At 52.5% G+C, this 25900-nt stretch carries 26 protein-coding genes and 1 pseudogene; 7 read left to right on the top strand and 20 right to left on the bottom strand.

What is annotated here, in order from left to right; genetic code table 11:
• Positions 1–14: 14 nt before the first annotated feature.
• From ACK4IR_RS01255 to ACK4IR_RS01235, 5 genes are all read right to left on the bottom strand, one after another.
• Complete coding sequence (locus ACK4IR_RS01255) at positions 15–902, bottom strand: glycosyltransferase family 2 protein (RefSeq protein WP_409871535.1); 888 nt, start codon at positions 900–902, stop codon at positions 15–17.
• Positions 903–927: 25 nt separating this feature from the next.
• Complete coding sequence (locus tag ACK4IR_RS01250) at positions 928–1809, bottom strand: alpha-1,2-fucosyltransferase (RefSeq protein WP_409871533.1); 882 nt, start codon at positions 1807–1809, stop codon at positions 928–930.
• Positions 1810–1823: 14 nt separating this feature from the next.
• Positions 1824–2894 carry a glycosyltransferase family 10 domain-containing protein gene (locus ACK4IR_RS01245; protein ID WP_409871530.1) on the bottom strand — a complete coding sequence of 357 codons (1071 nt, stop codon included), beginning with the start codon at positions 2892–2894 and terminating at the stop codon, positions 1824–1826.
• Positions 2864–3520: an FkbM family methyltransferase gene (locus ACK4IR_RS01240; RefSeq protein ID WP_409871527.1), complete on the bottom strand. Its 657-nt coding sequence runs from the start codon at positions 3518–3520 to the stop codon at positions 2864–2866. The genes ACK4IR_RS01245 and ACK4IR_RS01240 overlap by 31 nt, the downstream gene beginning before the upstream one ends.
• Before the next feature lie 81 nt (positions 3521–3601).
• Positions 3602–4384 (bottom strand): TIGR00297 family protein, encoded by a 783-nt coding sequence (locus ACK4IR_RS01235; RefSeq protein ID WP_409871525.1) that lies wholly within the window; start codon positions 4382–4384, stop codon positions 3602–3604.
• Between the two features lie 26 nt (positions 4385–4410).
• Between ACK4IR_RS01235 and ACK4IR_RS01230 the strand changes: the two genes are divergently transcribed.
• Together ACK4IR_RS01230 and ftsZ are read left to right on the top strand one after the other, a co-directional pair.
• A complete protein-coding gene (locus tag ACK4IR_RS01230; RefSeq protein WP_409871523.1) occupies positions 4411–5253 on the top strand; it encodes a metal ABC transporter permease in 843 nt (280 codons plus the stop codon).
• A 211-nt stretch (positions 5254–5464) separates the two neighbouring features.
• Complete coding sequence (ftsZ, locus tag ACK4IR_RS01225) at positions 5465–6589, top strand: cell division protein FtsZ (RefSeq protein ID WP_409871704.1); 1125 nt, start codon at positions 5465–5467, stop codon at positions 6587–6589.
• 42 nt (positions 6590–6631) lie between these two features.
• On the opposite strand, the gene ACK4IR_RS01220 is transcribed toward ftsZ, so the two are convergent.
• From ACK4IR_RS01220 to ACK4IR_RS01210, 3 genes and pseudogenes are all read right to left on the bottom strand, one after another.
• The gene (locus ACK4IR_RS01220; protein ID WP_409871520.1) at positions 6632–7492 is read right to left on the bottom strand and encodes an SDR family oxidoreductase; all 861 of its coding nucleotides are present in this window, start codon (positions 7490–7492) and stop codon (positions 6632–6634) included.
• Positions 7493–7498: 6 nt separating this feature from the next.
• Positions 7499–8332, bottom strand: coding sequence for an acyl-CoA desaturase (locus ACK4IR_RS01215; protein ID WP_409871517.1), 834 nt, complete (start codon positions 8330–8332; stop codon positions 7499–7501).
• 62 nt (positions 8333–8394) lie between these two features.
• Positions 8395–8859 (bottom strand): annotated as a pseudogene (locus ACK4IR_RS01210) (RNA-guided endonuclease InsQ/TnpB family protein); the annotation flags it as partial.
• A 380-nt stretch (positions 8860–9239) separates the two neighbouring features.
• On the opposite strand from ACK4IR_RS01210, the gene ACK4IR_RS01205 reads away from it, so the two are divergent.
• A complete protein-coding gene (locus tag ACK4IR_RS01205; RefSeq protein WP_409871515.1) occupies positions 9240–9437 on the top strand; it encodes a DUF2949 domain-containing protein in 198 nt (65 codons plus the stop codon).
• Positions 9438–9466: 29 nt separating this feature from the next.
• Here ACK4IR_RS01205 and ACK4IR_RS01200 read toward each other — a convergent pair whose 3' ends face one another.
• The 5 genes from ACK4IR_RS01200 to ACK4IR_RS01180 all read right to left on the bottom strand — a co-directional run bounded on the left by ACK4IR_RS01200 (position 9467) and on the right by ACK4IR_RS01180 (position 12933).
• On the bottom strand, positions 9467–9922 hold the full coding sequence (locus ACK4IR_RS01200) for a hypothetical protein (RefSeq protein WP_409871512.1): 456 nt from the start codon (positions 9920–9922) through the stop codon (positions 9467–9469).
• 102 nt (positions 9923–10024) lie between these two features.
• A complete protein-coding gene (gene cbiB / locus ACK4IR_RS01195) occupies positions 10025–11020 on the bottom strand; it encodes an adenosylcobinamide-phosphate synthase CbiB (protein WP_409871510.1) in 996 nt (331 codons plus the stop codon).
• A gap of 38 nt (positions 11021–11058) precedes the next feature.
• On the bottom strand, positions 11059–12129 hold the full coding sequence (locus tag ACK4IR_RS01190) for a Fe(3+) ABC transporter substrate-binding protein (protein ID WP_409871507.1): 1071 nt from the start codon (positions 12127–12129) through the stop codon (positions 11059–11061).
• Positions 12130–12214: 85 nt separating this feature from the next.
• Positions 12215–12511 (bottom strand): hypothetical protein, encoded by a 297-nt coding sequence (locus ACK4IR_RS01185; protein WP_409871504.1) that lies wholly within the window; start codon positions 12509–12511, stop codon positions 12215–12217.
• 89 nt (positions 12512–12600) lie between these two features.
• Entirely contained in the window at positions 12601–12933 is a 333-nt protein-coding gene (locus ACK4IR_RS01180) for a hypothetical protein (protein ID WP_409871501.1), read from the bottom strand.
• 378 nt (positions 12934–13311) lie between these two features.
• Between ACK4IR_RS01180 and ACK4IR_RS01175 the strand changes: the two genes are divergently transcribed.
• The gene (locus tag ACK4IR_RS01175; protein WP_409871500.1) at positions 13312–14820 is read left to right on the top strand and encodes a pyruvate kinase; all 1509 of its coding nucleotides are present in this window, start codon (positions 13312–13314) and stop codon (positions 14818–14820) included.
• 8 nt (positions 14821–14828) lie between these two features.
• Here the strand turns inward: ACK4IR_RS01175 and ACK4IR_RS01170 are convergent, their stop codons facing one another.
• The 6 genes from ACK4IR_RS01170 to ACK4IR_RS01145 form a co-directional block, all read right to left on the bottom strand.
• A complete protein-coding gene (locus ACK4IR_RS01170; protein ID WP_409871498.1) occupies positions 14829–16067 on the bottom strand; it encodes an efflux RND transporter periplasmic adaptor subunit in 1239 nt (412 codons plus the stop codon).
• Between the two features lie 40 nt (positions 16068–16107).
• Positions 16108–17043, bottom strand: coding sequence for a DNA polymerase III subunit delta' (locus ACK4IR_RS01165; RefSeq protein WP_409871495.1), 936 nt, complete (start codon positions 17041–17043; stop codon positions 16108–16110).
• Positions 17040–19763 (bottom strand): CBS domain-containing protein, encoded by a 2724-nt coding sequence (locus ACK4IR_RS01160; RefSeq protein ID WP_409871492.1) that lies wholly within the window; start codon positions 19761–19763, stop codon positions 17040–17042. Before ACK4IR_RS01160 ends, ACK4IR_RS01165 begins: the two co-directional genes overlap by 4 nt.
• An 88-nt stretch (positions 19764–19851) precedes the next feature.
• A complete protein-coding gene (locus tag ACK4IR_RS01155) occupies positions 19852–20346 on the bottom strand; it encodes a methyltransferase family protein (RefSeq protein WP_409871489.1) in 495 nt (164 codons plus the stop codon).
• 98 nt (positions 20347–20444) lie between these two features.
• Positions 20445–20978 carry a 4Fe-4S binding protein gene (locus tag ACK4IR_RS01150; protein ID WP_409871486.1) on the bottom strand — a complete coding sequence of 178 codons (534 nt, stop codon included), beginning with the start codon at positions 20976–20978 and terminating at the stop codon, positions 20445–20447.
• A 105-nt stretch (positions 20979–21083) separates the two neighbouring features.
• Positions 21084–22115 carry a D-alanine--D-alanine ligase family protein gene (locus tag ACK4IR_RS01145; protein ID WP_409871484.1) on the bottom strand — a complete coding sequence of 344 codons (1032 nt, stop codon included), beginning with the start codon at positions 22113–22115 and terminating at the stop codon, positions 21084–21086.
• Positions 22116–22187: 72 nt separating this feature from the next.
• Between ACK4IR_RS01145 and ACK4IR_RS01140 the strand changes: the two genes are divergently transcribed.
• From ACK4IR_RS01140 to atpC, 3 genes are all read left to right on the top strand, one after another.
• Positions 22188–22382: a DUF2862 domain-containing protein gene (locus ACK4IR_RS01140; RefSeq protein ID WP_409871481.1), complete on the top strand. Its 195-nt coding sequence runs from the start codon at positions 22188–22190 to the stop codon at positions 22380–22382.
• Between the two features lie 228 nt (positions 22383–22610).
• Positions 22611–24059 carry a F0F1 ATP synthase subunit beta gene (gene atpD / locus ACK4IR_RS01135; protein WP_409871478.1) on the top strand — a complete coding sequence of 483 codons (1449 nt, stop codon included), beginning with the start codon at positions 22611–22613 and terminating at the stop codon, positions 24057–24059.
• Positions 24060–24126: 67 nt separating this feature from the next.
• Positions 24127–24543, top strand: coding sequence for an ATP synthase F1 subunit epsilon (gene atpC / locus ACK4IR_RS01130; protein WP_409871475.1), 417 nt, complete (start codon positions 24127–24129; stop codon positions 24541–24543).
• 70 nt (positions 24544–24613) lie between these two features.
• Here the strand turns inward: atpC and prfB are convergent.
• Positions 24614–25727 (bottom strand): peptide chain release factor 2 gene (gene prfB, locus ACK4IR_RS01125; RefSeq protein WP_409871472.1). Its coding sequence is split into 2 segments (ribosomal slippage): positions 24614–25651 and positions 25653–25727, totalling 1113 coding nucleotides; the frame shifts between segments, so codons are not numbered across the junction.
• Between the last annotated feature and the right edge of the window lie 173 nt (positions 25728–25900).

The following is a 25900-nucleotide window of genomic DNA, read 5'->3' as shown; positions in this document are numbered from 1 at the left end:
CTTGAGCAACTGCACTAGCTTGTTCTATCTAAAATCCAGCTCTGGAGACGATGGGAAAAAAGACGTAGGAGTGCATGGTGAAGAATTTTTTCTGCTTCTGTTCCTTTATAACACTGCTTTAACTCCCGCAGGAGTTGGAACGTTTTCCAAGGGTCTTTCTCCGCTTCTCGAGCCTCAGTTGATCCAAGGCCTAGCCTTGAACTCAGTAGTTGCTGCCAGTGGCGCGATCGAATCCGCTGACTATTTTGAGCTTGCTCCCGACGGTAAAATCTTGAGGTTTGTCTCCGGTGTACTCGATATTGAAGAAGCACCTCTGGGACATTCCCCATCTTAAACCCTGCTGCCCACCCTCGCTGCCACAGATCATAATCTTCCACCAATGGCCAATCAAAAGAGTACCTAAGCTCTTTAAATACTTTAGAGCGCCCCATCACAGATGGATGAGCAAAAGGAACACCAAATAATAATTCAACTTCACAACCTTTATGGGAAACGGGATACTTCCAGTTTCCTGTTGCTGCTCCAATTAACCGAACAAATGTTCCGCAGATATCCAACTGATGGTCTTGCAGAAAATTAAGCTGCTTTTCTAGTCTATTGCAGATAGATATATCATCTGAGTCCATTCTGGCAATGTATTCACCGCGTGCAGCTTGAATTGCTTCATTCAGAGTGTAAATCAGTCCTCGATTATCTCGGCTAATTAAATGAATACGAGAATCATTTTTTGCATATGCCGATAAAATCTCAAATGAATGATCTGAAGAACCATCATCAATGATAATAATTTCTAGCCGATTAAAGCTTTGATTAATTATAGATTGTACCGAAGCAGAAATATATTGAGCAGAATTAAAAACCGGTAAAATAACTGAAATAAGTGGATTTTGGCTCAGGTACATACAGAGAGAACATATAAGCTATGGGTTATATCCTAATCCAACTTTTTGGAATTAAGTCAGAATCATCTTTCTGAGATGAGGCAAACCACTTTTTAGGTGCAACTACAAGCTTATCACTACTGTTGTTCAACCAAGCCGCCCACCAGCTAAAGGTACTATTTGCAATAATGTGGTGACGACATAGGCTCATCAGTCGCATATCATTATAACTTTCTTGACCAGTGTTGCTTTCTACGTAATAAACAGGATAAGAAATTTTCAAGTTTGACTTTGCCCACTCGATTTCATCTGAAAAAACAAAGAATACAGGATCGCGCACAAATGCAGTGATATATTTAATGGCTCGATAATAATAGCCAAAGTCACAAACGCCATGAACCCTATGTGTCCTAGGATTTGAAACGTAGTCTCCACGGCGAATATGAAGACTAATTGAATGACACTGAGTAATCTTATCTGCCCATTGAGCATTTATTGCAGACATGGGTTGGCAAAACTTAAAATCTTCTCGTAAAACATCGGCACTTTCACTGAAGTATTTTTCTGACTGCCAGTAGCCTTGCAGGTAAGCTGTGCTAGGGATAGAGTGAATTTTCTCCCAATAGTGATAGTGAGGTTCAAGAATCAGTCGCCCTTTGCAGAGTACTGACAATTTAAGGTTGGCGATCGCTCTTCTAATTGGCGGCACTCCCCACCACCCTAAAACAGACTTCAAATCCTCAAGCGAGGCAACTGGAGCCTTGCAGCGGAACACGCGATGTAGCTCAAATCCTTGGTGAAGCTGATAGTTTTCAAAATCGGAAATATCTAGACGCAAAGGTACCTCTTTAGCAATGGATAAGGCTCTGCCCAAAGCATACTGAAACATCTGGTTTCCAAGGCCGCCGATAAGATTGATGATAATCATTATTCCGACTGCGACTATTGATGAATAGCGTTGATTTGAGCCAAAACGCTGCGAACAATGGTCTCCACAAAGCAAGCAATAGAAAATCGCTCTGCTTGAGGAGAGTGCAAAAAATCCCAAATCGCCTGCTGGTAGCCTCTGTAGGTTTCTTCTGTCATCATCCTGAGAAAGTCATACAAGGCTTCGTAAGAAGAAAAGTCTCTGCGGTCAATAAAACAGGCCTTAGGAATGTACTTAGTAATGTCTGGTGCCCCCCAATAGATCGGCACGTTTCCCGCGCAAAAGGCATCAAAAATTTTCTCTGTGATGTAGCCGCGAAAAATGGCGTTTTCATAGACGATCGAGAAGCGGGACTGCCTTAACACTTCGGCCTTTGTAGGTGCAATGCCCCGCCAAGACGGGAACGGCGAAAATGCTCTGCGAACCCAGCGTTTTTCTAGGGCGTGAATGATGCCCCCTACCACCGGCTGTCGGGCAGATTGATCCCAACCATAACCATACAAGGCAAAGTCTTGGGGTGCATAGCGCTCAAACCAGCGAATGGCTCTGACCCGCTCGTGGTAGAGATCTCGATGGGGTGCCCACCGAACCAGAGCTTTATTACTGTTAATTAAAACCACTAGCTGAGTACGCTGCCCATAGCCATCTACACCACCTGTGGCCTTCAACGGGTGAGGCAATTGAATTCGCTGAGCTTGTTTGATGGTTAGATCAGGATTCCAAGTAAACACACTTTGGTAGCGACGCAATAAGAACCGCTGTCCATTGGCTGGATAGATCAACGGATGTTCAGCGAGAATGACAAATTTTGGAGACTTGGAGCGCGCAGCTTGAACATTGAGATGGAGTTCAAAATCTGGATTGTCAGACCATTCATCGAGACCGACAAGTTCAACGCCTTGAGCACGAAACCCCTCCCGCAGGGCAACCCAAGGCTGTGTCAATCCATCTGGAGACCCATTAGGATCAAAAAATGCAACTGTGGGAATATCAGGATAGACAAAAAGACCAGTTAATCCTTGCTTCACCATTGAACGATTTTCTAGGTTGAAACTCAAATGCTCTTTAAGCGCCAGCTTTCCCAAACAAATTCATAATTCCACATTTCGATATGAGTTCTTGTTAACTGAGAGCGTAAGTCTTGACGCTTTTGCTCTGAATTTTCAACAAAATTATGAAACTGAATCTGAAGGTATCTTATGTTTTCTACTAAAGCAGAATCAATAAGCTTTTGTAATAGATCATACTCTCCTCCTTCAATGTTAATTTTCATCAAATCTACTTTTTCAATAGCAAGCTCCTTAAAAACAACAGCACAGTCCCGTAGTTCAGCTACTGCCTTTGATGCCTTTGAAGTTCTTTCATAAAAACTTGATGCATCCTCAGCAATGTAAATTTGAGAAACTTTGCTAGTGTCAGATAGTCCATAATTCAAGTTAGTAATCTTTTGATTACCAGCAAACCGTTCCTGACAAATATGATAGAAGGTCGAAACCGGTTCAAAAATGAAGACTCGGCAATTGAATTTTTCATGAATGAGAGCAGCAAAGTCTCCCTTGTATCCCCCCACATCTAGGACAATACTGTCTGGATCAAGTGGATAGTCAAGTCGCAGAGTGCTATCGCCTTTATCTCGAAACCAGCGACGAACCTCTCGCTGAAATGAGTTATGAATCAGCAATGAGTCAAGCCAATCTAAAATTTTTCTCATATTTGACAAAGTTTAATGATTGTTAATGGACAGGTTAAATCATAAAAACGAAAGTTAAACTCCTAGGTATCAATAGTCTGCTCACAAACCCACAAGAACAACTGCCATCGCTACTAATGCCCCCACAGTTGTATTAATCCCGTTAACAATTTCATTACTCAGCCAAGTGTAGCGTTCCTGAAGGGTAGCTCCCACAAGACTCTCGACAAGATTGGCCAGAAAAGCAGCAAGGATGCAACTGGGAAGGGCGATCGCCCCCATTAGACCCACACTCCAGCCTAGCACGGCAATCACAGTTGCTCCCCCAATCCCCGCCAAGGTTCCCTCAAGACTCACGGCGCCCTCTGTCCCTCGCGGCACCGGTTGCAGGGTGGTAATCAGAAAGGTGCGCCGGCCATAGGCTTTACCCACTTCGCTGGCACAGGTGTCTGAGAGCTTGGTGCTAAAACTGGCCACAAACCCCACTAAAAATAACTCCCGCCACTGGGGAAACAAAAGGGCAAGGAGGGCACAGACGGTTCCTGTAAAAGCAGAACCCCAGACGTTTTCCGGCCCGCGGGCGCCGCTGCGTCTTTCTGCAATGCCTGCGGCCTCTTTTTCCGCCATACCGATGCGGGTCACGGCTGAACCCACAAGGAAATAGACCATGACAATCAGATACCCCTGCCAGCCGAGGGTACCCCAAATCAGCACCCCTAAAAGCCATGCATGGAAGAGGCCTGCCGGAGTGAGTAAGTTTTGCCGCATCAGGAGGGCGATCGCCCCAAGGAAGGTGTTCAGCAAAACACCCATCCACCAAGGGTTCAGCAACAGGATGCCGTCCACGAGAACTACACTCCGAGAGTACTGGCAGTACTTTATCATAACTTTTGAGGCCTAGAGGACAACGGATGATCACTTGGCTACCGGAGCCGCTGCAACACGCTTTTATGGTCAAGGCGCTGGGGGTCAGTACCCTCGTAGGCTGTGTATGTGCGCTATTGTCGTGTTTTTTAACCCTGAAGGGCTGGGCTTTGATGGGGGATGCGGTGTCCCATGCGGTCTTACCCGGTGTGGTCTTGGCGTATTGGCTGGGGCTGCCTTTGGCCTTGGGAGCCTTTGCTTTTGGGCTGATAGCCGTGACTCTGATTGGGTTTATTCAGCAGCAAACGCGCGTTAAGGAAGATACAGTCATCGGTCTAGTCTTCAGCGGCTTTTTTGCCTTGGGGTTGGTCTTGCTCTCGAAAACCACCAGTAGTGTCGATCTGATGCATATTCTCTTCGGAAATGTTTTGGGGATTAGCGATCGCGACCTCTGGCAAACCGTGAGTGTAAGCTTCATAACCCTGATCACCATTGGCCTGCGGCATCGGGATTTCATCCTTTTTTGCTTTGACCCCACCCATGCCCGCACCATTGGCCTGAATACTACCCTGCTGTCCTATCTGCTTTTAGCGCTGCTGTCCCTAACCACCGTGGCCGCTCTACAAACGGTGGGCATTATTCTCGGGGTGGCAATGCTGATTACCCCAGGGGCAACGGCCTATTTGCTGAGCGATCGCTTTGGCGTAATGGTGCTCATTGCCCTTGCAGTGGGTGGTCTTGGCAGTTTACTGGGAACCTATATCAGTTACTATCTTGATGCGTCAACAGGTGGTTGTATTGTTGTCCTGCAAACATTAATCTTTTTGCTGGCGATGATTTTTGCGCCCAAGCATGGTCTCCTAGCCAAAGCCCGTTCTCCCCTAAGCTAGGTTTAAGAATTATTTTGTCGGGAGTAGCAGATGCCTTGGCTAGAGTTCATGATATAGTTGCGCCATATTTATCATGGGTGAAGATAGTTGCGTTATGGAGTCAGATCAACGGTCGCCTACAGAACCTGTTCCTCCTAAAGTTCCCACCTCCGTTGTTGCAGCAGAGGCAGGCATTGCATCGGGCGACAATGGCCATGGCGCACCAACCGATATGTTAAGGAGCTATGACAACTTGGTGGAAACTTCAGCAGCACGCATCAAGGTAATTGGTGTCGGTGGTGGCGGTGGCAATGCAGTTAACCGCATGATTGCCAGTAATGTGGCTGGTGTTGAATTTTGGTGCGTCAATACTGATGCTCAGGCGATCGCCCAATCCCAAGCCCACCGCTGCCTGCAAATTGGCCAAAAGCTGACCCGTGGTCTTGGCGCCGGTGGCAACCCCGCCATTGGCCAAAAAGCAGCTGAAGAATCCCGCGAAGACCTTGCTGCGGCACTCAAGGATGCCGACTTGATTTTCATTACCTGTGGCATGGGGGGTGGTACCGGCACTGGCGCTGCACCAATTGTGGCGGAAGTGGCCAAAGAACAGGGCGCCCTAACCGTTGCCGTTGTAACCCGTCCCTTTACCTTTGAGGGGCGTCGTCGCGCCAGTCAAGCGGACGAAGGAATCGAAGCTCTACAGAGTCGGGTGGATACTCTGATTGTGATCCCCAATGACAAGATTCTCTCAGTGATTTCAGAGCAAACCTCGGTTCAGGATGCGTTTCGAGTAGCTGATGATGTCCTGCGCCAAGGGGTGCAGGGGATTTCCGACATTATTAACCTGCCAGGGCTGATTAACGTTGATTTTGCCGATATTCGCTCGGTGATGGCTGATGCCGGTTCTGCCATGATGGGGATTGGTATTGCCTCTGGCAAGTCACGAGCCACTGAAGCTGCCGTCAGTGCGATTTCTTCGCCCCTACTGGAGGGGTCGATCGAGGGTGCCAAGGGTGTAGTCTTCAACATTACGGGGGGCACAGATCTCACCCTCCATGAGGTAAATGCCGCGGCAGAGGTAATCTACAATGTGGCCGATGCCAACGCTAACATCATCTTCGGTGCTGTGATTGATCCCCAAATGCAAGGGGAAGTTCAGGTCACTGTTATCGCCACAGGGTTTAGTGGTGAACCCATTAGCCGCACCCGCACTACAGCCAAAACAACACCCCTAACGAATCGTCCTCTAACGACAGCATCTCCCCCCCCTGAAGCGCCTATACCAGAACCGCAGGTTGAAGCCAAGCCCAAATTAGACATTCCAGAGTTTCTCCAGCGACGGCGACCAAACCCTTAGCGATGAAAGGTACCCATCTCTAAAAGGGGATGGTAGGTTACCTCAAAGACCTAATTCGCGGGCGATCGCTAACAACCCCTCGCGGTAGGAAGGATAGCGGAGTTGAACCCCTAAAACCTGCTTGATTTTGTCATTGCGCACGCGGCGGGATTCGCGCCAGAAAGACTGAGCCATGGGACTTAAGTTGGCAGCTTCCAAGGGGATAGGGGGAGGAGCCGGACGACCCAAAAGACGGTAGGCTTCGAGTAAAACAGGGAGCGACTCTGAAGGGTAATCATCACTGAGGTTATAAATTTCTCCGGGCGTCGGTTGTGCCAGCGATCGCTGCAGGGTTTGGACAATATCCGCCACATGAATACGGCAAAAGTAGTGCCCCGGTTTATCAATCAGTTGTACATTTCCCTTGAGAATGCGAGCGATGGGATTGCGCCCTTCTCCGGGGCCATAGATGCCGGGAAGTCGAAAGATATGGGTGGGCAAATTCGAGTTGAGAAAGGTTTGCTCAATTCTGACGCGGTGTTGTGAACGCAAATTTTGGGGATGGACGGGTGTGGTTTCATCTACCCAGCCCCCTTGGCGATCGCCATAGACCCCCGTTGTCGAAAGATAGCCAAACCAGTGCAGATTCAGTTTCTCTAACTGCGGCAACAGGGCCAGGGCAACCGCATCCTCCCCTTGGGAATTTGGGGGAATACTGTTGAGAACATGCGTCACTCCTTCAAGGGCTGCGGCTGCTAAGGGAGTCTGCACCTCTTCCCATGCAAAGGGGAAACAGGGAACGGCGCTCAGTTCTGGGGGCGGCTCCCCCCGCCGATTGGTGATAACCACGTCAATGCCTTGGGCTTGGAGCGATCGCGCCAACCACGTTCCCGTATAACCGCAACCGAGAATGAGAACCCGCATTGCGCTCTAGTCTTGGGAAGAGGCTGCCGGTGCCTCCACTAAACGCACTTTCGTGGCCAAACCCAACAATTGCAAAAAGCGAATCGTCAGCCACGTCAGATCCAATTCCCACCACTGCAAGCCATGGCGTGCCGAGTACTGATGGGCATGGTGGTTATTGTGCCAACCCTCACCAAAGGTTAACAGGGCTACCCACCAGCAATTGGTTGAGTGATCCGTGGTTTCAAATGTGCGATAGCCAAAGGTATGGGTGGCACTATTGACCAGCCAAGTGGTGTGATAGACCGTTACAAGGCGCACAAAAATGCCCCAAACCACAAATGGCCAGCCGCCCCACAAGTAAAGGACAATGGCCAAGACCACCTGAATTGGTAGGAAGTATTTATCAAGAAACTGATACACCGGATCCCCGGCAATATCCTTCGTGAAACGGGGAATCTCGGCCTCGGCCGGCACCTCCCGAAACATCCATTCAATGTGACTCCACCAAAAGCCCTTACGGGAATCGTGATGATCATTCGGTTGATCCGAGTAGAGATGGTGATGGCGGTGCAGCCCAACCCACCAAATCGGCCCCCCTTGCATTGAGAGTGTGCCACAAAAAACCAAGAAATACTCTAACCATTTCGGCACTTGGAAGCTGCGATGACTGACAAGACGATGCCAGCCAAGGGTAATCCCAATGCCAGCAGTCAACCAGTGAAGCACAAGCGCCAGCAGGACAGCTGGCCAGCTAAACATACTGGGTAAAAAACCTAGGAGGGCACCGAGGTGCACAAAAATAATAAAGGTGGCCGTAGGCCAAGCAATGGGGGGTTTGGCAACGGTGGCTTGGGTCATGAACACATCCGTAAAACAAATGAATAGGTTGCTGTTACCCGCTCTGTAAGACTTATACAAATCTATCCAGTCAAGTCAAATAGACTCAATCGTTTAGATTTGCTGCTTACTTCCTGCTTCATCGAAGTCTCAAGAGCGACGCTCTCAAGGGGGGTTACTTCTCCACAGGCTTCACTTCCCCCAGAGCTTGGGGTACTTACAAATTTCAACAGGTTGAGACTCGCATTCAAGTCTCTATCTATGGAAATGCCATAATGAGCACAGTTGTAAACTCGTTCTTTTAGCGGCATCTTTTGCCGATGTCCACAGTGAGAGCGTATTTGACTGGAGGTGTAAAACCTGTCAACGACAGTTAATTGACTCCCATACCAAGCAAATTTATACTCCAACTGCCGCCGAAATTCAAAGAAACCACAGTCGGCGATAGCGCTCGCCAATCTATGGTTTTTGAGCATCCCCGATACAGTCAGGTCTTCGATGATCACCTCGCCGTGGTTCTTGGCCAAGTAACTGTTGACCTTATGAAGGGCGTGAGAGATGCATAGTTTAGTCATAACGATTATCATACATGATAAAAGTATAGATATGTATAATTTTGAATAACTTATACATTACTGCTGCAAACCCTAGGCTGAGCTTGAACAACAACCATCAGACTTTAGTATAACGAGCTACGGTTGAGTATCTTTACTTAGAATGTTTTTCCTCAAGAAAAATGATTGAGCTTTTCCTGCTGTAAATTCCCTCTGGTGGGGGAAGTCTCTGGGAAGAGTGTCCCCGAAAATAGCAAGCATCATACTCAATCGCAGACTGATTATTTCGTTTTCTGTGGTTTTGTAACGAAATGTTGCATTTTCTCAGATTAATCCCTAAGATATAGGGTAAGGTGTGGTAGTTATTAGGAATCATGAAAACGCCACGTTGGACACGACTCATTGACTTCCTACAGCGGGAGATGGCACTGCCCACCGCTGCCATTGACTTCGGCCTCAAGCACTGCGATGAGCAGGTGAACCTGTTACCCGTTGTTCTCTGGCAGTATGGCTTGGTGAGCCTTGAGCAGCTTGACCGCATCTTTGATTGGCTAGAAACTAGTCAGTGCTAGTGGCGCTCTCAGAATTTCTTTATAAAAACTTAATGAATCACTGTTTCCTTAGCTACAAAGTCATAGTTCTGGGAAATTCCTAACTGCTGAGGCAAAGAGATTGGACTTTGCCACCCCACGGGTTGAATTGACAACAGGGGCGAAGGATTCTTGAACGTTCCCCAGAGATAAACTTTCTTACCCAGTAGCTCAGGGGGAACTGTAATTTTGTAACTACAACCATTATTACCGGCAGATGACAGAGTAGCGGTAGCACCACCCATTGGAAAGCCGCCGGGGGGATGCAGTGTGGCATTAATTACAATCTCACTGCACGAGATGGAAGGAGATTTATTGACCTTGCCGATAATCGTAGGGCGCAGCCGTACATCACTTGGGGGCTGCAATTGCGCAGTCTGGGTGGAAGCTAGAGGTACAGCACGGCTGATAGTGGGGCTGAGAGCAACAGCAAGGCAAGCGAGGAGTAAACCTTTTTGATTTAACATTTAGGTGTCCTTTGTGTGAGTGGAGAGAACAGTTTTCTCTAGCCCCTATGGGCTGAATACTCTTATCCTAGATGAGCTGACTAGGGTTTCCTGTGGTGGTTCTCACTTGCAATGGATGACACTCATCACTAAAGCTAGCCCCCCTGTAGTCATGAGAGTGATTAAATACAAGCAACGACTCAAACGAAGAGCAGCCATAACAGTGCTTTGATCAATCGGTTGCAGCGGTTCTCCCAAAAAGGGTTTCACTTTCACCGTGCCGTGATAGGTATTTGTGCCCCCCAGACGTACCCCAAAAGCGGCTGCATAGGCACACTCACTCCAACCGGAATTGGGACTGGGATCCTTGCGGGCATCCCGGCAACACCACTGCCAGACCCGCTGCCACTGTCCGGAACAGAGAGCCACCAGAAAGACGAGCAACCGACAGGGCAACCAAGTAAGAACATCATCAGTTTTGGCAGCAAACCAACCCCAGTGGGTATAGGGCGGCTCGCGGTAGCCAATCATGGAGTCCAAGGTACTGGCTGCTTTATAGGCCATGACAAGGGGAAGGGGCGTAAGGTGAGGCACCCAAAGGGTGGCGATCGCCCCATAAAAAAGCGGCGCCATCATGCCATCGGTGGCATTTTCACTCACAGTTTCCAGAACCGCCCGTAGAATCTCCGGCGCCTCTAGCTGGGCAGTCTCACGTCCCACATATTTGGCCAAGGACTGGCGTGCCTGCTCCAGATGGCCGGCCGCCAAAGGCTCAAGTACCTCCGTTGCCGCATCCCGTAAACTACGACCGGCAAAGCCACTGGCAGTGCCCACCACCGCAATTCCCCAACCCAAAAGAGGGGAAACGACCATGCCCAAGGTGACTAGTCCCCAACTGATGAGGGCAGACCCCGTGATTAAACTGAGCGCAAGTACTGCCCCCCCTAAGCGTTGTCCTCGGCGAGGCCAGCCTTGACCATAGTTCAACCGGTTGCTGACGAATTGGATATACGCTCCCATCCAGCGCACCGGATGCGGCCAACCCCACGGATCGCCAAGGCCAAAGTCAAGGAGGGCAGCAGCAACAAGAATGGTGTAGGCAACAAATTGGCAAGACACAGGATGGATTGAGGGGGGCGATCGCTCATTTTAGAGCTTTAGCGCCACCCCGCCCGATCCATAATCCGCAGCGCCTCGGCATTGTTACGGCCAAAAACGGCGGCATTGACAGTTTGGCCACGGAAGTTACCGAACTGTTTCACGATGGGATGCACAGGCACCCCGGCCCGCACCGGATATTCAAAGTTGGCCATGGCAAACATTTCCTGAGCCTTGGGACTCACCAAGTACTCCAAAAAGCGGATGGCTGCCTGACGATTGGGGGCACCCGCCACCACACCGCCGCCACAGATATTCACGTGGGCACCGCGATCGCGCTGATTGGGGAAAAACAAGCCCACTTTCTCAGCAACTGCCCGATCTTCTGCTTTATCTGAGGCAATTAAGCGTGCCAGATAGTAGTGATTTGCAATTGCAATGCTGCCAACACCCGCCGCACAGGCACGGATTTGTGCCGTATCGTTTCCTTCCGGCGGGCGGGCAAAGTTCTGAGCCAAGCCCCGTGCCCATTCCTCTGTTTTCTTGGCACCGTGAATAGCTAGCAGTGACCCCGTTAGGGATTGGTTATAGATATTGCTGGAACTGCGGGTGAGAATCTGCCGCCGCCACTTGGGATTAGCCAGATCCTCATAGGTGGAGAGTTGGTTCAGATTCACTTTGGATTTATCGTAAATGAGAACTCGCACCCGCCGCGAAAGGCCAAACCAGTGCCCTTGGGGTTCCCGTAAATTGGCCGGCACAAACCTGTTGAGCACCTTTGATTGAATCGGCTGCAAAATACCGGCTTGCTGTGCTCGCCACAGCCGACCTGCATCCACCGTAATTAATACATCGGCGGGGGTGCGACTCCCTTCGCTGCGAATCCGTTCAATCAGGGCATCGGCTTCTGCTTCAATGATGTTGACCCGAATCCCAGTCTGCTGCGTAAAACCATTGTAGAGGGCTTTATCGGTGTCGTAGTGCCGTGCCGAATAGACATTGATCACACCCCCGCCTTGACGTTCTTGAGCCGCGCTAGATTCCGTCTGTTGATTCCAGAGGTGGTGGGCGACATAAGCCGTCGCTGCGGCACCCATGCCCAGTAATACACGGCGACCTACTTTCTCCATAGTTGAGAATTGCTCCTAAGTTCAAGTCGAAAAATATTCTAAAACCAGAAGTTTGTATTTTGCAATTCCTTCTCAATAAGTAAATTTAGCCTTTGCCGTACCACCATTGGCGATCGCTTGGGCTTAACTCCAGCCAATAGAGCGTGATCACTATCATGGCGCCCGTTTCAATGTGACGAACCCAATAGCTGGGGTGCCCTTTTGTGGCACTATCGAGGACAAGCCGCCGGCCAATGCGCCGCCAACTGGGTTCTTTGCTGTGCCAAGCAATACGACAACAGGGCCAAGGCAACTGCTCGCGGTCAAAAAGGCGACAACAGGCACCGACCACTTCATAGCTAAAGGAATAGCCGGGACTGTAGAACTGAGTCCCACTCGCCAAAATAGGTGGCGGTTCTATTGCTAACGATGAGCTAATCAAGGGAATGTGCTAGCGTGCAGGCCAGCCTTTCAGTGTATCAGGAATTAAAGCTAGGGTTCCTGTGCTGCAATCAAAAGGGCACAGCAGCTAAAGCCGATAACAAGTGGAAACAAAGACTGAAGCCAGCCACTCAGGCCTGTGGCGGCTAAGGCGATCGCCAGTGCCAGCATTTGTAGGCGTCGTTGCTGCGGTGACAAGGGAATCGGCAGTTCAATGAATTGCAGCCCTTCAGTAGGCAAGGGCAAGGGCATCACCCCCCCTGGTGGAAATGCCCAATACTGATACTGCTCAATAAAAAGATCTGTCCAGCCGTGCTCTTGGCACCAGGCCACTGCGGACTCATAGGAGTATTTGAGTAACTGTAACGAGGAATAACGATCCATAGGGGCACTGGTAAGGGCAAGACAATCAACTTCTCTACTGAGAACATAACAGAACCGGGAAATCGGTTTGCAACGCTTTTAGTAACTCTTAATCCTTTGGCTTCAGAGAAAATTAAGATTCCCCTCAAGAAGTCGGTAGATATACTGAAAGATAGATAGAGTTGTGTCAGAAAGCACTATGGTTTATACACAACTGTTCGTTGCAGGCCGTTAATGTAAAGAAGTGTTTATTTATGTTTTGCAGTGAGGGGTATTGTTAAGCCATTAGTCAATGATTTTCAACAATCATTAAAATTCCTGCAAACCCTTATGAAATGTTGCTTTGTAGTCAGTCCAACCCAATCATGAAATCCCTTAAAAACTATCTAGGAGGCGGTCATGTTGCTGGAGGCACCGACGGTACCCGTTTCACCTATTGCCTTGCTCCATAGCCTGTTAGAACTGCGGCAGGAAATTATCAAGGAGGGAGAAGCCCGTTTTCAACAGTGGCAATCAAAAATTAAGCGATCCGAATTTATACCTAGTGCGCGCAATCTTGCCTACTATTTGGCCTTGCGCTGGCGGGATCTGCGGGCAATTCAAATGGCCTTGATGCCTTGGGGGTTATCGTCCTTGGGACGCATTGAGTCGCGGGTGCTCCCCAATTTGGATGCGGTGATCAATACCCTCGGCGCCCTTTGCCATACCCATGAGTCCCTGCCTGCGCGCCCGCCTTTAGATGCTTTTTTTGCGGGCGATCGCCAACTGCGCCACCAGACCGAGGAACTCTTTGGTTCCATTCGGGGCAAACGCCATGTCCGCATTATGGTGACATTACCCACTGAAGCGGGAACAGATCTCCAGTGGAGTGTGGCGCTCCTGCGCAAGGGCATGAACTGCGCCCGCATCAACTGTGCCCACGATGACCCCGCCACTTGGGAGGCAATGATTGGACACCTGCGAGCGGCCAGTCAGCTAACGGGTCAACCCTGTAAAATTCTCATGGATCTGGGCGGTCCCAAACCGCGCATTGCCGAGGTTTTTCCGGAAACAGTGCGTCTGCACAGAGGCGATCGCCTGCGGCTGGCGACGCAAATTTGCCCTGAAGGCGGAGAAATACCGCAATGCACTTGCTCATTGCCAGAAATTTTGCCCCAGCTAGAGGTAGGACAGCGGGTTTGGATTGACGATGGCCACATTGGCGGGCGCATTGTCAGCAAAGATGCCCAAGGGGTAGAACTCACCCTTACCCACTGCAAGGAAGGGCAGCGGCTGAAAGTGGCCAAGGGTTTGAACTTCCCCGACAGTGATTTGCGCCTGTGTCCTTTGACAGAGAGCGATCGCGAGCATCTGGCCTTTGCCTGTCGCCATGCCGATATCATTGGCTACTCCTACGTGCAGTCTGCCGAAGATATTGCCTTGCTGCAACAGGAGTTGGAACATTGTTGTGGCCATCGCGCCGACCAGATGGGCATCATTGCTAAAATTGAAACCCCGAAAGCCATTCGGGCACTGCCAGAAATGATTATCCAAGCAGCGGGTCGGCAGCCCTTTGGCGTCATGATTGCCCGAGGTGATCTCGCCGTTGAAATTGGCTACCAACGCTTGGCGGAAATGCAGGAGGAAATCCTCTGGCTCTGTGAAGCGGCGCATGTGCCTGTGGTTTGGGCTACCCAAGTCCTTGAAAACTTAGTGAAAAAAGGTGTGCCCTCCCGTGCGGAAATTACTGATGCAGCGATGGCGGAGCGGGCGGAGTGTGTCATGCTCAATAAAGGCCCCTATGTGGCACTGGCAGTGGATATCCTCGACGATGTCCTTGCCCGCATGGAAGCACACCAGCAGAAGAAAACCCCGCAACTGCGGGCATTGCACTCGTGGCAGCCCTACGAGACAATTGTGCACCAATAACGCTGCAATTAACTCTCAGAGAGGATACTGGGGCGAATTTTATCGCCGTTCCGTAAGGGGCGACCCGAACGGACGACATAGCGATCGCCGGGGTTCAACCCCCTGAGAATCTCCACCTTGCCCGCGCGCCGTTGGCCGAGAGTGACCGGGCGTTCTTGCACGCGATCGCCCACAACCACAAAAACGCTGCCTTGGCGTGAGGACAGTTGCCCCTCCTCAAAGCCACTAAGGGCGGACTGGGGAACCAGCAAGCGCGGCGCATTTACTCCTTGGAAGGCCACCCGTGCCAGCAAACCACTACCTAGGCGTTCATCTCGATTGTCAATCACCACTTCCACGGGAATCAGACGGGCAGCGGCAGCGGCAGGTGAAATCCGCGTAATGCGTCCTTCATAGGTGCGGTTGGGCACGGCATCAAACGTAACAGTGGCTCCTTGACCGGGGGCTAATCTGGCTAGTTCCCGTTCTGAGACTTCCACCACAACTTTGAGTTGACGCAGATCGCCAAGACGCAGTACTTCTCCCCCCGGTTGCAGCAGGTTGCCCACCTCTGTGAGTCGCTCTAGTACCACTCCATTCAGGGGCGATCGCAGGAGAGCTTGATTCAAGCGTGCCCGTGCCTGTTGGACAAAAGCGGTCTGGGCTTGCACTCGTCCCTGGGCAACAGCTACCCCCTGTTGAGCAGTCACCACTTCTGCTTCGCGAGAACGTAGTACCTGCCGTGCCCTTTGCGCCGTTGTTCGTGCTTGTTCTGCCACCTGTGCTGAGACGGCACCATCCCGTAGCAGGGTTTCAAGGCGGCGGGCATCGCTTTCCGCCTGTTGGAGGGTAAGACGGGCTTCCTCAACGGCTGTACGGGCACGATTGACGGCGGCTTGGGCTTGGATCACCTCGTTGCGGCGGGCAGCCAGTTCTGCCTCTGCTTGAAAGACGGCATTTTTGAGGACAACGGGATCCACCTCTGCCAGCAGTTGCCCCGATTGCACGCGATCGCCCACATCTACACCAAGGCGAATCACTTGACCTTCTACCTGCGATCGCACCATCACCTCACGAGAAGGGCGAGTGGTACCCGTGAGGATTGTACCAGCGTCTAATTGTGCCAAGCGTGCCACAGCCACATCGGCAGCGACCCCTTCCCTTTCTGGACGCGCGACTGCGGGTGATTCTAAGCGACTCATGGCTGACTGGCATCCCCCCAGGAGCAGCGCGATCGCGATCGCCCCCAGACATTGTTGCTTTGCCATGATTGATCCTGTCATCTTCCCAACTGCTGCCGATAGCCTATCACACCGACCCCAACCGCATCAGTAATACCTCCCAGACGAGGCGAGGCTGAACGTACTGCCGGAGATACTGGCGGGCACGCTCCAATTGCTGAAGCAGCACAACACACTGAGGGAATTCTCTCCCCTGCCAAAGTTGTTGCTGCATTAGACTGAGGAGCCAGAGTTGCCGTTCCACATCCAGTGCTTGAGTAATGTCCCGCGCCAATTCCAACGCCCTTTGCAGAGGTAGGGGGGCAGTCAACTGTTCACCAAGGTGGCGAAAGGCCGCGGGAATCTCTTGCCATGTTTGCCACGCTTGCAGAATTGCCCCCGGCGAGCCGGCTCCCAACGCCAAGAGGGCAGGAGTGACTTGAGGCCAAAAGTCAGGGGGCGCCACCCGTTTCAACACCTGTTCGACATCGCGACGGTTGAGGGGATAGAAAGGAATGTGCTGACAGCGGGAGACAATGGTATTCAACAGAGATGACGGATGAGGGGCAATGAGAATGAGGGTGGCACGCCCCGGCTCCTCAAGGGTTTTCAACAGGGCATTGGCCGCGGCTTCGTTGAGGGTTTCGGCTTGGGTTAAGACCACCAGCGATCGCGGGGCACGGATAGGGGGTTGGCTGAGGTGGCGACTGAGTTGGCGAATCTGCTCAAGGCGAATCTGGGGAGCACTGCGGGGAATCTCCTTATCGGCGGCAAGGAGTTGGCGACGGGTGTAGAGGGTGCCTTGGACGCTGTAGGTGGGTTCTAGCCAGAGGACATCGGGGTGGTTGCTGAGGTCACCCTCCTCGTTGAGAATTGCCTGCAGAAAACAGCGGGCCGTGAGGGCACGACCCACCCCTTCAGGCCCGGCAAAGAGATAGGCAGGGGCGAGTCGCCCGCGATTCAGGGCATGGGTCAACAGTTGCACAGCGGTTGGCTGACCGATGACGGAGCGAAACCAATTCATGACTTGGGAAAATGGGCTTCAACATAGGCAATGGCACTGGGGCGATCGCAAACGATGCCATCCAGCATCGCCGCTCGCAGGGCAAGGAGAATGTGCCGTAATTGCGGCCCACGGGCATAGCCCAACCGTTGCAGATCATGGCCATTGAGGGGCGGCTTTTGCAATCGCCACCGCCAGAGATACTCCCGCAGGAGGGTGACATCCCCTAAATCGGCCTCACTGCCCCTTGCCTGCTGCACCGCTGCCAACAGCACAATGACCGGTAGGGGTCGACTCTCTAGAAATTCACAGTAGCGACTGGGCGGTTGCCGGCGCTGCCGCAAGGTCTGCCATTCCGCTTGCAGGTTAGGAAACCTGTCCAGCCACTCACAGAGGGGCGCTGCCAGTTGCAGTTGCCGGGCGATCGCCCCTGCGGTGGGAACGGTCACAATCAATGCCAAGAGTTCTAGTTCCCAGAGGGGAAAGGTTTGCCACTCCCGCCGCTCAGGGATCTGGAGCCACCAGTCCCAAACCAATTTCAGGCGTACCTTGGCCGCCTCATCGAATCTCACTTGGCGATCCAAACACTCCAACGCACCCAGCTCCGCCAGCATGGTCAAGGCACGCTCACCGCCAAAGGCTTCGGTGGGGGCAAGGGGGAGTTCGAGGATGTAGCGCAGTTCATTGCGCAGCCGACTTTGCAGCGAAGGCCGTTTGGAGGGGGAGCGATCGCGGCTGATAAAGACACCGCTTGTCAGGGCATATTCAATGTACTGGCGGGTGTGCGGCTCGAGGTCAAAGCCAAGGCGCACGGCAAAACGCACCGCCCGAAAAATCCGCGTCGGGTCTTCTATAAAGCTATTGGGGTGAAGCACCCGAATCAAGCGCCGCTGCAAATCCTCCTGCCCGCCAAAGAAATCCAGAATCTCCCCATGGCGCGGCGGAGTCAGGCGCATGGCCAGGGCATTGATGGTAAAGTCGCGGCGGTAGAGATCTTGGCGAATCGAGCTGGCGGCCACTTCCGGATGGGCGGCGGGGTAGGGGTAAAATTCACTGCGGGCGGTGGCAATATCCACGGCAAACCCTGCCAGGGGGGAGGCCTTTGGCCAGTGAAGGGCGGCGGTTTGAAACTGACCGTAGATCTGGAGATCGGTCTCTGGGTAGAGGTGATGGAGTGCCTGGGCTAGGTGTACCCCGGCAGCCTCCTCCTGTTGCACCCCATCCACCACTAAATCAAACTCCCGCGTGGGTAAGTGGTGATTCCCTTGGGCGATCGCCAGCAGCAGATCCCGCACCGCACCGCCTACAAGGTACAGTTGCCAGCCGCGTTCCTTGGCGATCGCTGCTGCTTGTTGGAGCAGTGCCCACAGTTGCGCCGGCAGCCGCTGTTGCAAGGCCTCGTAAAGATTTAAGGTTGGCAAGGGGCACACCGTTTCCGTTTCGCGGCTGAGGGCATAGAGATGGCGCAGCACATCGGTGCGGGTGACAATCCCGACAAGGTCGCCCTGCTCATTGACGACCGGCAACCGTCCAATATCGTACTTCACCATTAGGGCTTGAATCTCCGGCAGCGGCGTTGTGGGGGAAACCGTGTGCACGGGGGCTTTCATATACCCTTTGACCGGGGCATGGGCAAAGCCGTGGTGCAGCGCCACATCCAAGTCCCGCCGTGAGATGATCCCCTGAAGTTGCCCCTCGGCACTCACAACCGACAGACCAGAGTGACCGTAGCGTAGCAAGACGCGGTGAGCCTCGGCAATGGGGGTTTCGGGGCGGACAGTTCGCACAGGTGAGGACATGAGTTCTGCCGCTGTTGGCGGACAGGGGATTTGTTCCCTGAGGCTCTCAAATAGCCCTTTGAGCAATGCCTCTGGCCGCTCTGTGGTCAGGGTGACGGCGGCAGCCTGGGCATGCCCTCCTCCTCCAAGGGGCGCCAGCAACCGAGCAACATTGACATGGGGAATTTGGCTGCGGGCAATAATGGCAAGATGATGTTGGCGATAGTGGTGCCCTAGCAGGATGGCATCGCACTCACCGAGATCCGCCAGTTGGGTGATTAACCGCGAGAGGCCGGGGAGATAGTCCGCCGTGCGCAGCAGTACCCAGCCTAGCCGGTAGCCCTGATGAACCGCCTGCTGAAGATTGGCCCATGCCTGCCACAAGTAGGGTTGCAGGTCGGCACCCAAGCCGGCCTCGGAATAGGTGGCGATCGCCCGCTGATTGGCCCCTTGGCTCAACAGCCAAGCCAAAGCCTGCACATCCCGCACCGTGGTTTGCTCAAAGGTCAGAGAACCCGTATCCGCATGAATCCCCAAGGCCAAGACCGTTGCCTCTGTGGGGGTAAGGGTAATCTTTTTCCCCTGCAACTGTTCACAAATAATTGTGCTGGTGGCTCCCACGGGTTCGAGCCACTGCTGCTGCGCCACAATATCCCCTGCCGTTTCCAAATGGTGGTCATAGAGGCCAATTTGCACCTGTGGCTGATCGAGCCATCCTGCTGCTTGCCCCAATTGGCGGCGCCACTGCGTATCCACGACCCAAATCTGCCGTAACTGACTGGGATCAACGGCTCTTGCCTCAATGAGGGGATATTCATCGCGGTGATAGGCCAAAAATTCTCCCACCTTGGGGTGGGTACCCCCGGTCAAGACAATTTTCGTTCCTAGATAAAGGCGTGTGAGACCAACGGCTGCCCCAAGGGTGTCAAAATCAGCAATTTGATGACAAAGGACAACATCCATCGGAATTTTCGTGAGGGAGCGGTAGTTGTGAGTGGCAGCTCCCTTTCTCCAGTCTGCGGCAAGTGGTGTTCCAGCAAAAGGACAAAAATCAGTAAAGTAGAGGAATCAGTTTTTTCACCGCCTGCCGATAGTCGGCATAGTCCTTAAACTTTTCTGACAGCCACTGCTCCTCTTGAGCGGCCTTGCGGTCAAAGAAAATCAAGAGGGCGATCGCCCCTAGCCCGTGGGAAAGACTCATTTGCCATACGCTGTAGGCTAATGCCAAGAAGATAACACTGCTATAGATGGGATGCCGCACCCAACCATAGACGCCTGTGGTCACTAACTGGCTGTCCTCCTTGGGATGGGGGAGGGGTGTCAAGTTGTTTCCCAGATTCAACAGACCCCTAATGCCGAGGCTCAGGCCAATAAGCCCCAATCCAAGGGTCAAGCCTAGGCGCACAGCAAAGGGTAGGATAACCACTCGTATTACCGGCAAGAGAATGAAGCCGATACTGAGTACCGTTTGACCAATGACCCAAAATTCTCCCCGCTGGTTGCGCCACCAGTCTTTGCTAAAGCCCCACTCTTGCAGTTTACTCACGTCGGTTGCTGTGCTCAGTGGATACTTTAATTCTAGTTAATGCCAATTCTAGTTAATGTAGTTAATGCCAATTCTAGTTAATGCCGGCGATCGCTCGCCTACTCCACGGGTGGCAACAATTTTGTTGGTTTGGCAGCGGCTTTCTTGGCTTTCGTTCGCCCACTGCCGAGCTTACCCAAAGACTCTTGGAGCGTTCCCATCGGACAAATCGCACACCACGCCCGCTGGTTAAAGATCACCCCCAAGAGAATCGCCACAATGGAGGTGACGACACACATATTGACAAAGAGGCCACCCACCGCCATCCAATTCCCCCATGCCAGCGTCATGCGAATGGCAAAGACGGTCATGATGAAGCTAAATACCGCCCAGCGGAAGCTCTGCTTTTTGAATAGTTTCGGATAGGGACGGTGGGGACTAAAGTGGTAGAGCACAATGTCTAGGAACGCACCACGCGGACAGAGGTTGCCACACCAATAGCGGTTGCGAAAATAGGCCAGCACGGGAATACCCAGCATCATGGCCAGCATGAGGTACCCTAGCCACGGATACCAGAGGCCGCCGATCGCAATTAGGAAGAATAGCCAAATCGTTGCCCATTGACTGGGCTTGCCCCTCAACACTTGCTTCATAACACACCCACCCTATAGTCTTATATGACTATAAAGTTATTTAATGAAGAAAGTCAAGGTCTGGATTCAGTGCCTTCATGACTCTTTACCTTACGGAGTGAATCGCTAACCGTGCCGCTCCAGCGCCAACTGCACCAAGCGATGGACTAATTCTGGAAAGGGCACACCACTGGCTGCCCACAGTTGCGGGTACATACTTAGGGATGTAAACCCCGGCAGCGTATTCACTTCGTTAATGAGCACTTCTCCAGTGCTGGGTACGTAGAAGAAATCGAAGCGGGCAAGGCCGGCCGCATCAAGGGCTTGAAAGGCCTGCAGGGACATGGTTTGGATCTGCTCACTCACCGCCGGGGGAATCTCCGCAGGGATGTGTAGTTGAGCGCGGCCATCGGTGTATTTGGTTTCGTAGTCGTAGAACTCACTGTTGTAGGTAATCTCCCCCACCACCGAGGCTTGGGGTTTGTCATTGCCGAGAACGGCGCACTCTAGCTCACGGGCGACCACCGCCGCTTCCACAATGATGCGGCGATCCAGTTCAGCAGCAGCCTCAAGGGCGGTTGTGAGTTGTTGGCGATTTTTGGCCTTGGAGATGCCCACCGAAGAGCCAAGGTTGGCGGGCTTTACAAAGCAGGGATAGCCCAGTTCCGTTTCAATGCGATCGCACAAGTGCTTGTAGCGACAGGGATCCGACCACAACTGATGGCGCTCCAGTGCCACATAGCGCACTTGGGGTAAGCCCACCGCGCCAAAGACCGTTTTCATGAGGATTTTGTCCATGCCAATGGCGGAGGCGGCCACCCCCGACCCCACATAGGGGCGTTGCATGAGTTCCAGCAGACCTTGAATCGTGCCATCTTCACCATTGGGGCCGTGGAGCATCGGAAACCACACATCCACGGTTTCGGCAACCGCAGGAAACTGCCACAGGGAGTCTTCAGGTGCTGCACCATCGGGGATGCCAACGCGGTCTGCGGCGCGCCAGCGGCCATCTTTTTGGATGTAGATGGAAATCACCTCATAGCGATCGCGATTGTCGCCTTCGGCAAAGGCCTGGGCGATCGCTGCCGCCGAGACCACCGAAACTTCATGCTCCCGTGAGCGACCTCCAAACAATAGCCCAACCCGCAGACGACCCATAGTGCAAACCCGTGTGAATGTGACGGTTTCTTGGTACGATTTTCAAGGATTATACAAAGTTTGGGAGTTGCTATGGACGTGGGGCAAAAAGTGCGCGTCTGTCGAATTCGCGATCGCGTCGCCCAAGAAGTTATTCAAAAACTTGGCCAAGTGGGGCAAATTACCGGTTTTAAGATGACCGATGGCAGTGGCGTTGGCGTCATTGTCACCTTTGACGATCGCTTCAGCACTTGGTTTTTTGAGGACGAGATTGAAGTCATTGGCTAATTCCTGCCCTGCCGCCTTTTTCGCAGTAACTGTGCTGGGTCAATGCGACCCCAAATTTGGATCCGACTGAATCCGATAGAAAAAGGCTGCATTAGTGGTACGTTGTATTGTGGTGCGCTTGCACCAAACGCTGCATTCCACTTTCAGTCTTGATCGTTGTGCCCCTTGGGGAGCGATCGCCCTCTGAAAAAACTCAAATGAATTTACCGAGACAGTAGGCAAACGTCCATGGTCACATCAGCAGAACGAACCAATGTAGGCTTTATTACTCAGGTCATTGGCCCTGTCGTTGACATTGAATTTCCTAGCGGCAAAATGCCCGCCATTTACAACGCCCTGCGGATTCAAGGCAAAAACGAAGCCGGCCTAGACGTGGCGGTTACCTGTGAAGTGCAACAACTCCTTGGCGATAACCGCGTCCGTGCCGTTGCCATGAGCAGCACCGATGGCTTAGTGCGTGGGATGGAAGTCGTGGACACCGGTGCCCCTATCAGCGTGCCGGTTGGGACGGCCACCCTAGGTCGCATCTTCAATGTGCTGGGTGAACCCGTGGACGAAAAAGGCGCTGTCAGTGCCACTGAAACCCTACCCATTCACCGTCCTGCCCCCAGCTTTACGCAACTGGAAACCAAGCCCTCGGTGTTTGAAACGGGCATCAAGGTGATTGACCTGCTCACCCCCTATCGCCGTGGCGGTAAAATTGGCCTCTTTGGCGGGGCTGGCGTCGGCAAAACCGTCATCATGATGGAACTTATTAACAACATCGCGACGCAGCACGGTGGGGTGTCGGTGTTTGCCGGCGTGGGCGAGCGCACCCGTGAAGGAAACGACCTCTACAACGAAATGATTGAATCGGGGGTCATTGACAAAGATGATCCGAGCAAATCGAAAATTGCTCTTGTGTACGGCCAAATGAACGAACCGCCGGGAGCGCGGATGCGGGTAGGTCTGTCGGGGCTGACGATGGCCGAATACTTCCGCGATGTCAACAAGCAAGATGTGCTGCTGTTTATTGATAACATCTTCCGCTTTGTGCAGGCTGGGTCGGAGGTGTCGGCACTGCTCGGTCGGATGCCCTCTGCGGTGGGATACCAGCCCACCCTCGGTACAGATGTGGGTGCCCTCCAAGAGCGGATTACCTCGACCACCGAGGGTTCGATTACCTCGATTCAAGCGGTCTATGTGCCTGCGGACGACTTGACTGACCCTGCGCCGGCAACGACCTTTGCCCACTTGGATGGGACAACTGTGCTTTCCCGTGGTCTAGCCGCAAAAGGGATTTACCCCGCTGTGGATCCCCTTGGCTCTACCTCCAATATGTTGCAGCCCGATATCGTGGGCCAGGAGCACTATCAAACGGCACGGGCTGTCCAGGCCACCCTCCAGCGCTACAAAGAGCTTCAGGACATTATCGCCATTTTGGGTCTCGATGAACTCTCTGAGGAAGACCGCCTCACGGTGGCACGGGCACGTAAAATTGAGCGCTTCCTGTCTCAGCCCTTCTTTGTGGCTGAGGTGTTCACCGGTGCGCCTGGCAAATACGTCACCCTCGAAGAAACCATCAAAGGCTTCCAGATGATCCTCAGCGGTGAGCTAGACGATCTGCCAGAGCAAGCCTTCTACATGGTGGGCAATATCGAAGAAGCCAAAGCTAAGGCTGAAAAACTAAAAGCCTAGGTTTCGCAGTTGTCAATACAGGGTGGGGCAACCCGCCCTTTGATCATTGAGTGACAAGGGAAACGTTATGGTGATGACTGTCCGGGTAATTGCACCCGATAAAACTGTTTGGGATGCCCCCGCTGAGGAAGTGATTTTGCCCAGCACCACAGGGCAATTGGGTATTCTTTCCAATCATGCCCCCCTCTTAACTGCTTTGGAAACCGGTGTGATGCGGGTGCGCCAAGACCGCGAATGGGTGGCGATCGCCCTCATGGGAGGCTTTGCCGAAGTGGAAAACAACGAAGTGACCATCCTTGTCAACGGTGCCGAGCGCGGAGACACAATTGACCTCGAAACAGCCAAAGCCGAATTTGCTGAGGCTCAAGCCGCCCTCGCCAAAGCCGAACAGGGTGAGTCGAAACAGGCCAAGATTCAGGCTACTCAAGCCTTTCGCCGTGCCCGTGCTCGCCTGCAGGCCGCAGGAGGTGTGGTTGAGATTTAGGTTTTTCCAATTTTTCCAATAAGTTAAGTAAAGCCTACAACCTCCCCCAATGCCCGGCGGGAGGTTTTTTTTAGCGGGTCCCGTCTGTTTGCTGCCGTAGGTAGGCTTGGATAAAGGGGTCGAGGTCACCATCCATCACCTCTTGGATGGCCGTGGTTTCCACCTCAGTCCGCAGGTCTTTGACCAGTTGATAGGGATGGAACACATAGTTGCGAATTTGGTTGCCCCAAGCTGCCTCAACGGCATCGCCACGAATCTCAGCAATTTCTTTTGCCTTTTGCTCTTGGGCAATCACCAGTAGCTTTGCTTTGAGAATGGCAAGGGCTTTTTCCTTGTTTTGTAGTTGCGATCGCTCTTGGGTGCAGCGGACAGCAATCCCCGTTGGTTTATGGACAATCCGCACCGCCGTTTCCACTTTGTTCACGTTTTGCCCCCCCTTACCGCCACTGCGGGAGGTGGTAATCTCTAAATCGCTGTCGGGAATCTCAACTGTTACGGATTGATCCAGTTCTGGCATCACATCCACACCGGCAAAGCTGGTTTGGCGTTTGCCATTGGCATTGAAGGGGGAAATGCGCACAAGGCGATGGGTACCCTTCTCAGAGCGCAAATAACCGTAGGCATAGCGGCCGCGAATCTCAAGGGTGGCGGACTTGATGCCGGCTTCCTCTCCCTCCGATAGCTCGGCCAGATGGGTTTGGTAGCCGTGGCGTTCTGCCCAGCGAGTGTACATCCTGAGCAACATTTCTGCCCAATCCTGAGCATCGGTACCGCCAGCACCGGCATTGATCGCCAGAATGGCGTTGTTTTTGTCGTAGGGGCCACTAAGGAGTTGTTCCAACTCCCAACGACTCAACTGGGCGTCTAAATCCTTGAGCAGCGTGGTTGCCTCAGTAACCAACCCCTCATCGGGTTCTAGCTCCAGCAATTCTAGAGCCGTTTCCACGTGTTCAATGGTTTTTTGCCACTGCTGGAGTTGGTTGAGGGTGTCTTTAGCGTCAGTTAACTGTTGGAGGGTGACTTGGGCAGTAGCTGGGTCATTCCAAAAATCCGGCTGCGCAGCAGTGTGCTCAAGGTCGTGAATCTTTGCACTTAAGGCTGCCGGGTCAAAGATAGTCCTGGGCTTGACCCAGGCGATCGCGCAATAAAGAAAAATCCCACTTGAGGGAACCTAAATCGGTCATTCTACCTTGCAAAACAATTAGATTCTCAAGAGCGATACCATTCCCATTGTAGCAAAGGCTTGACCGCCTCTCCAATGCTGCGAGCCAGTTCTCAACCAGCCGAGAACCAAAGTGAACGAATCTTAAAGTTCCCACCCTTGCCCTTCCTCCCTGCCAAGTGTCACCATGAACAA

It is taken from the genome of Thermosynechococcus sp. (assembly GCF_046299635.1).
Taxonomy (GTDB): Bacteria; Cyanobacteriota; Cyanobacteriia; order Thermosynechococcales; family Thermosynechococcaceae; genus Thermosynechococcus.
The sequence above is the reverse complement of the archived record's forward strand: the minus strand, read 5'-3'. Positions and strand labels throughout refer to the sequence as shown.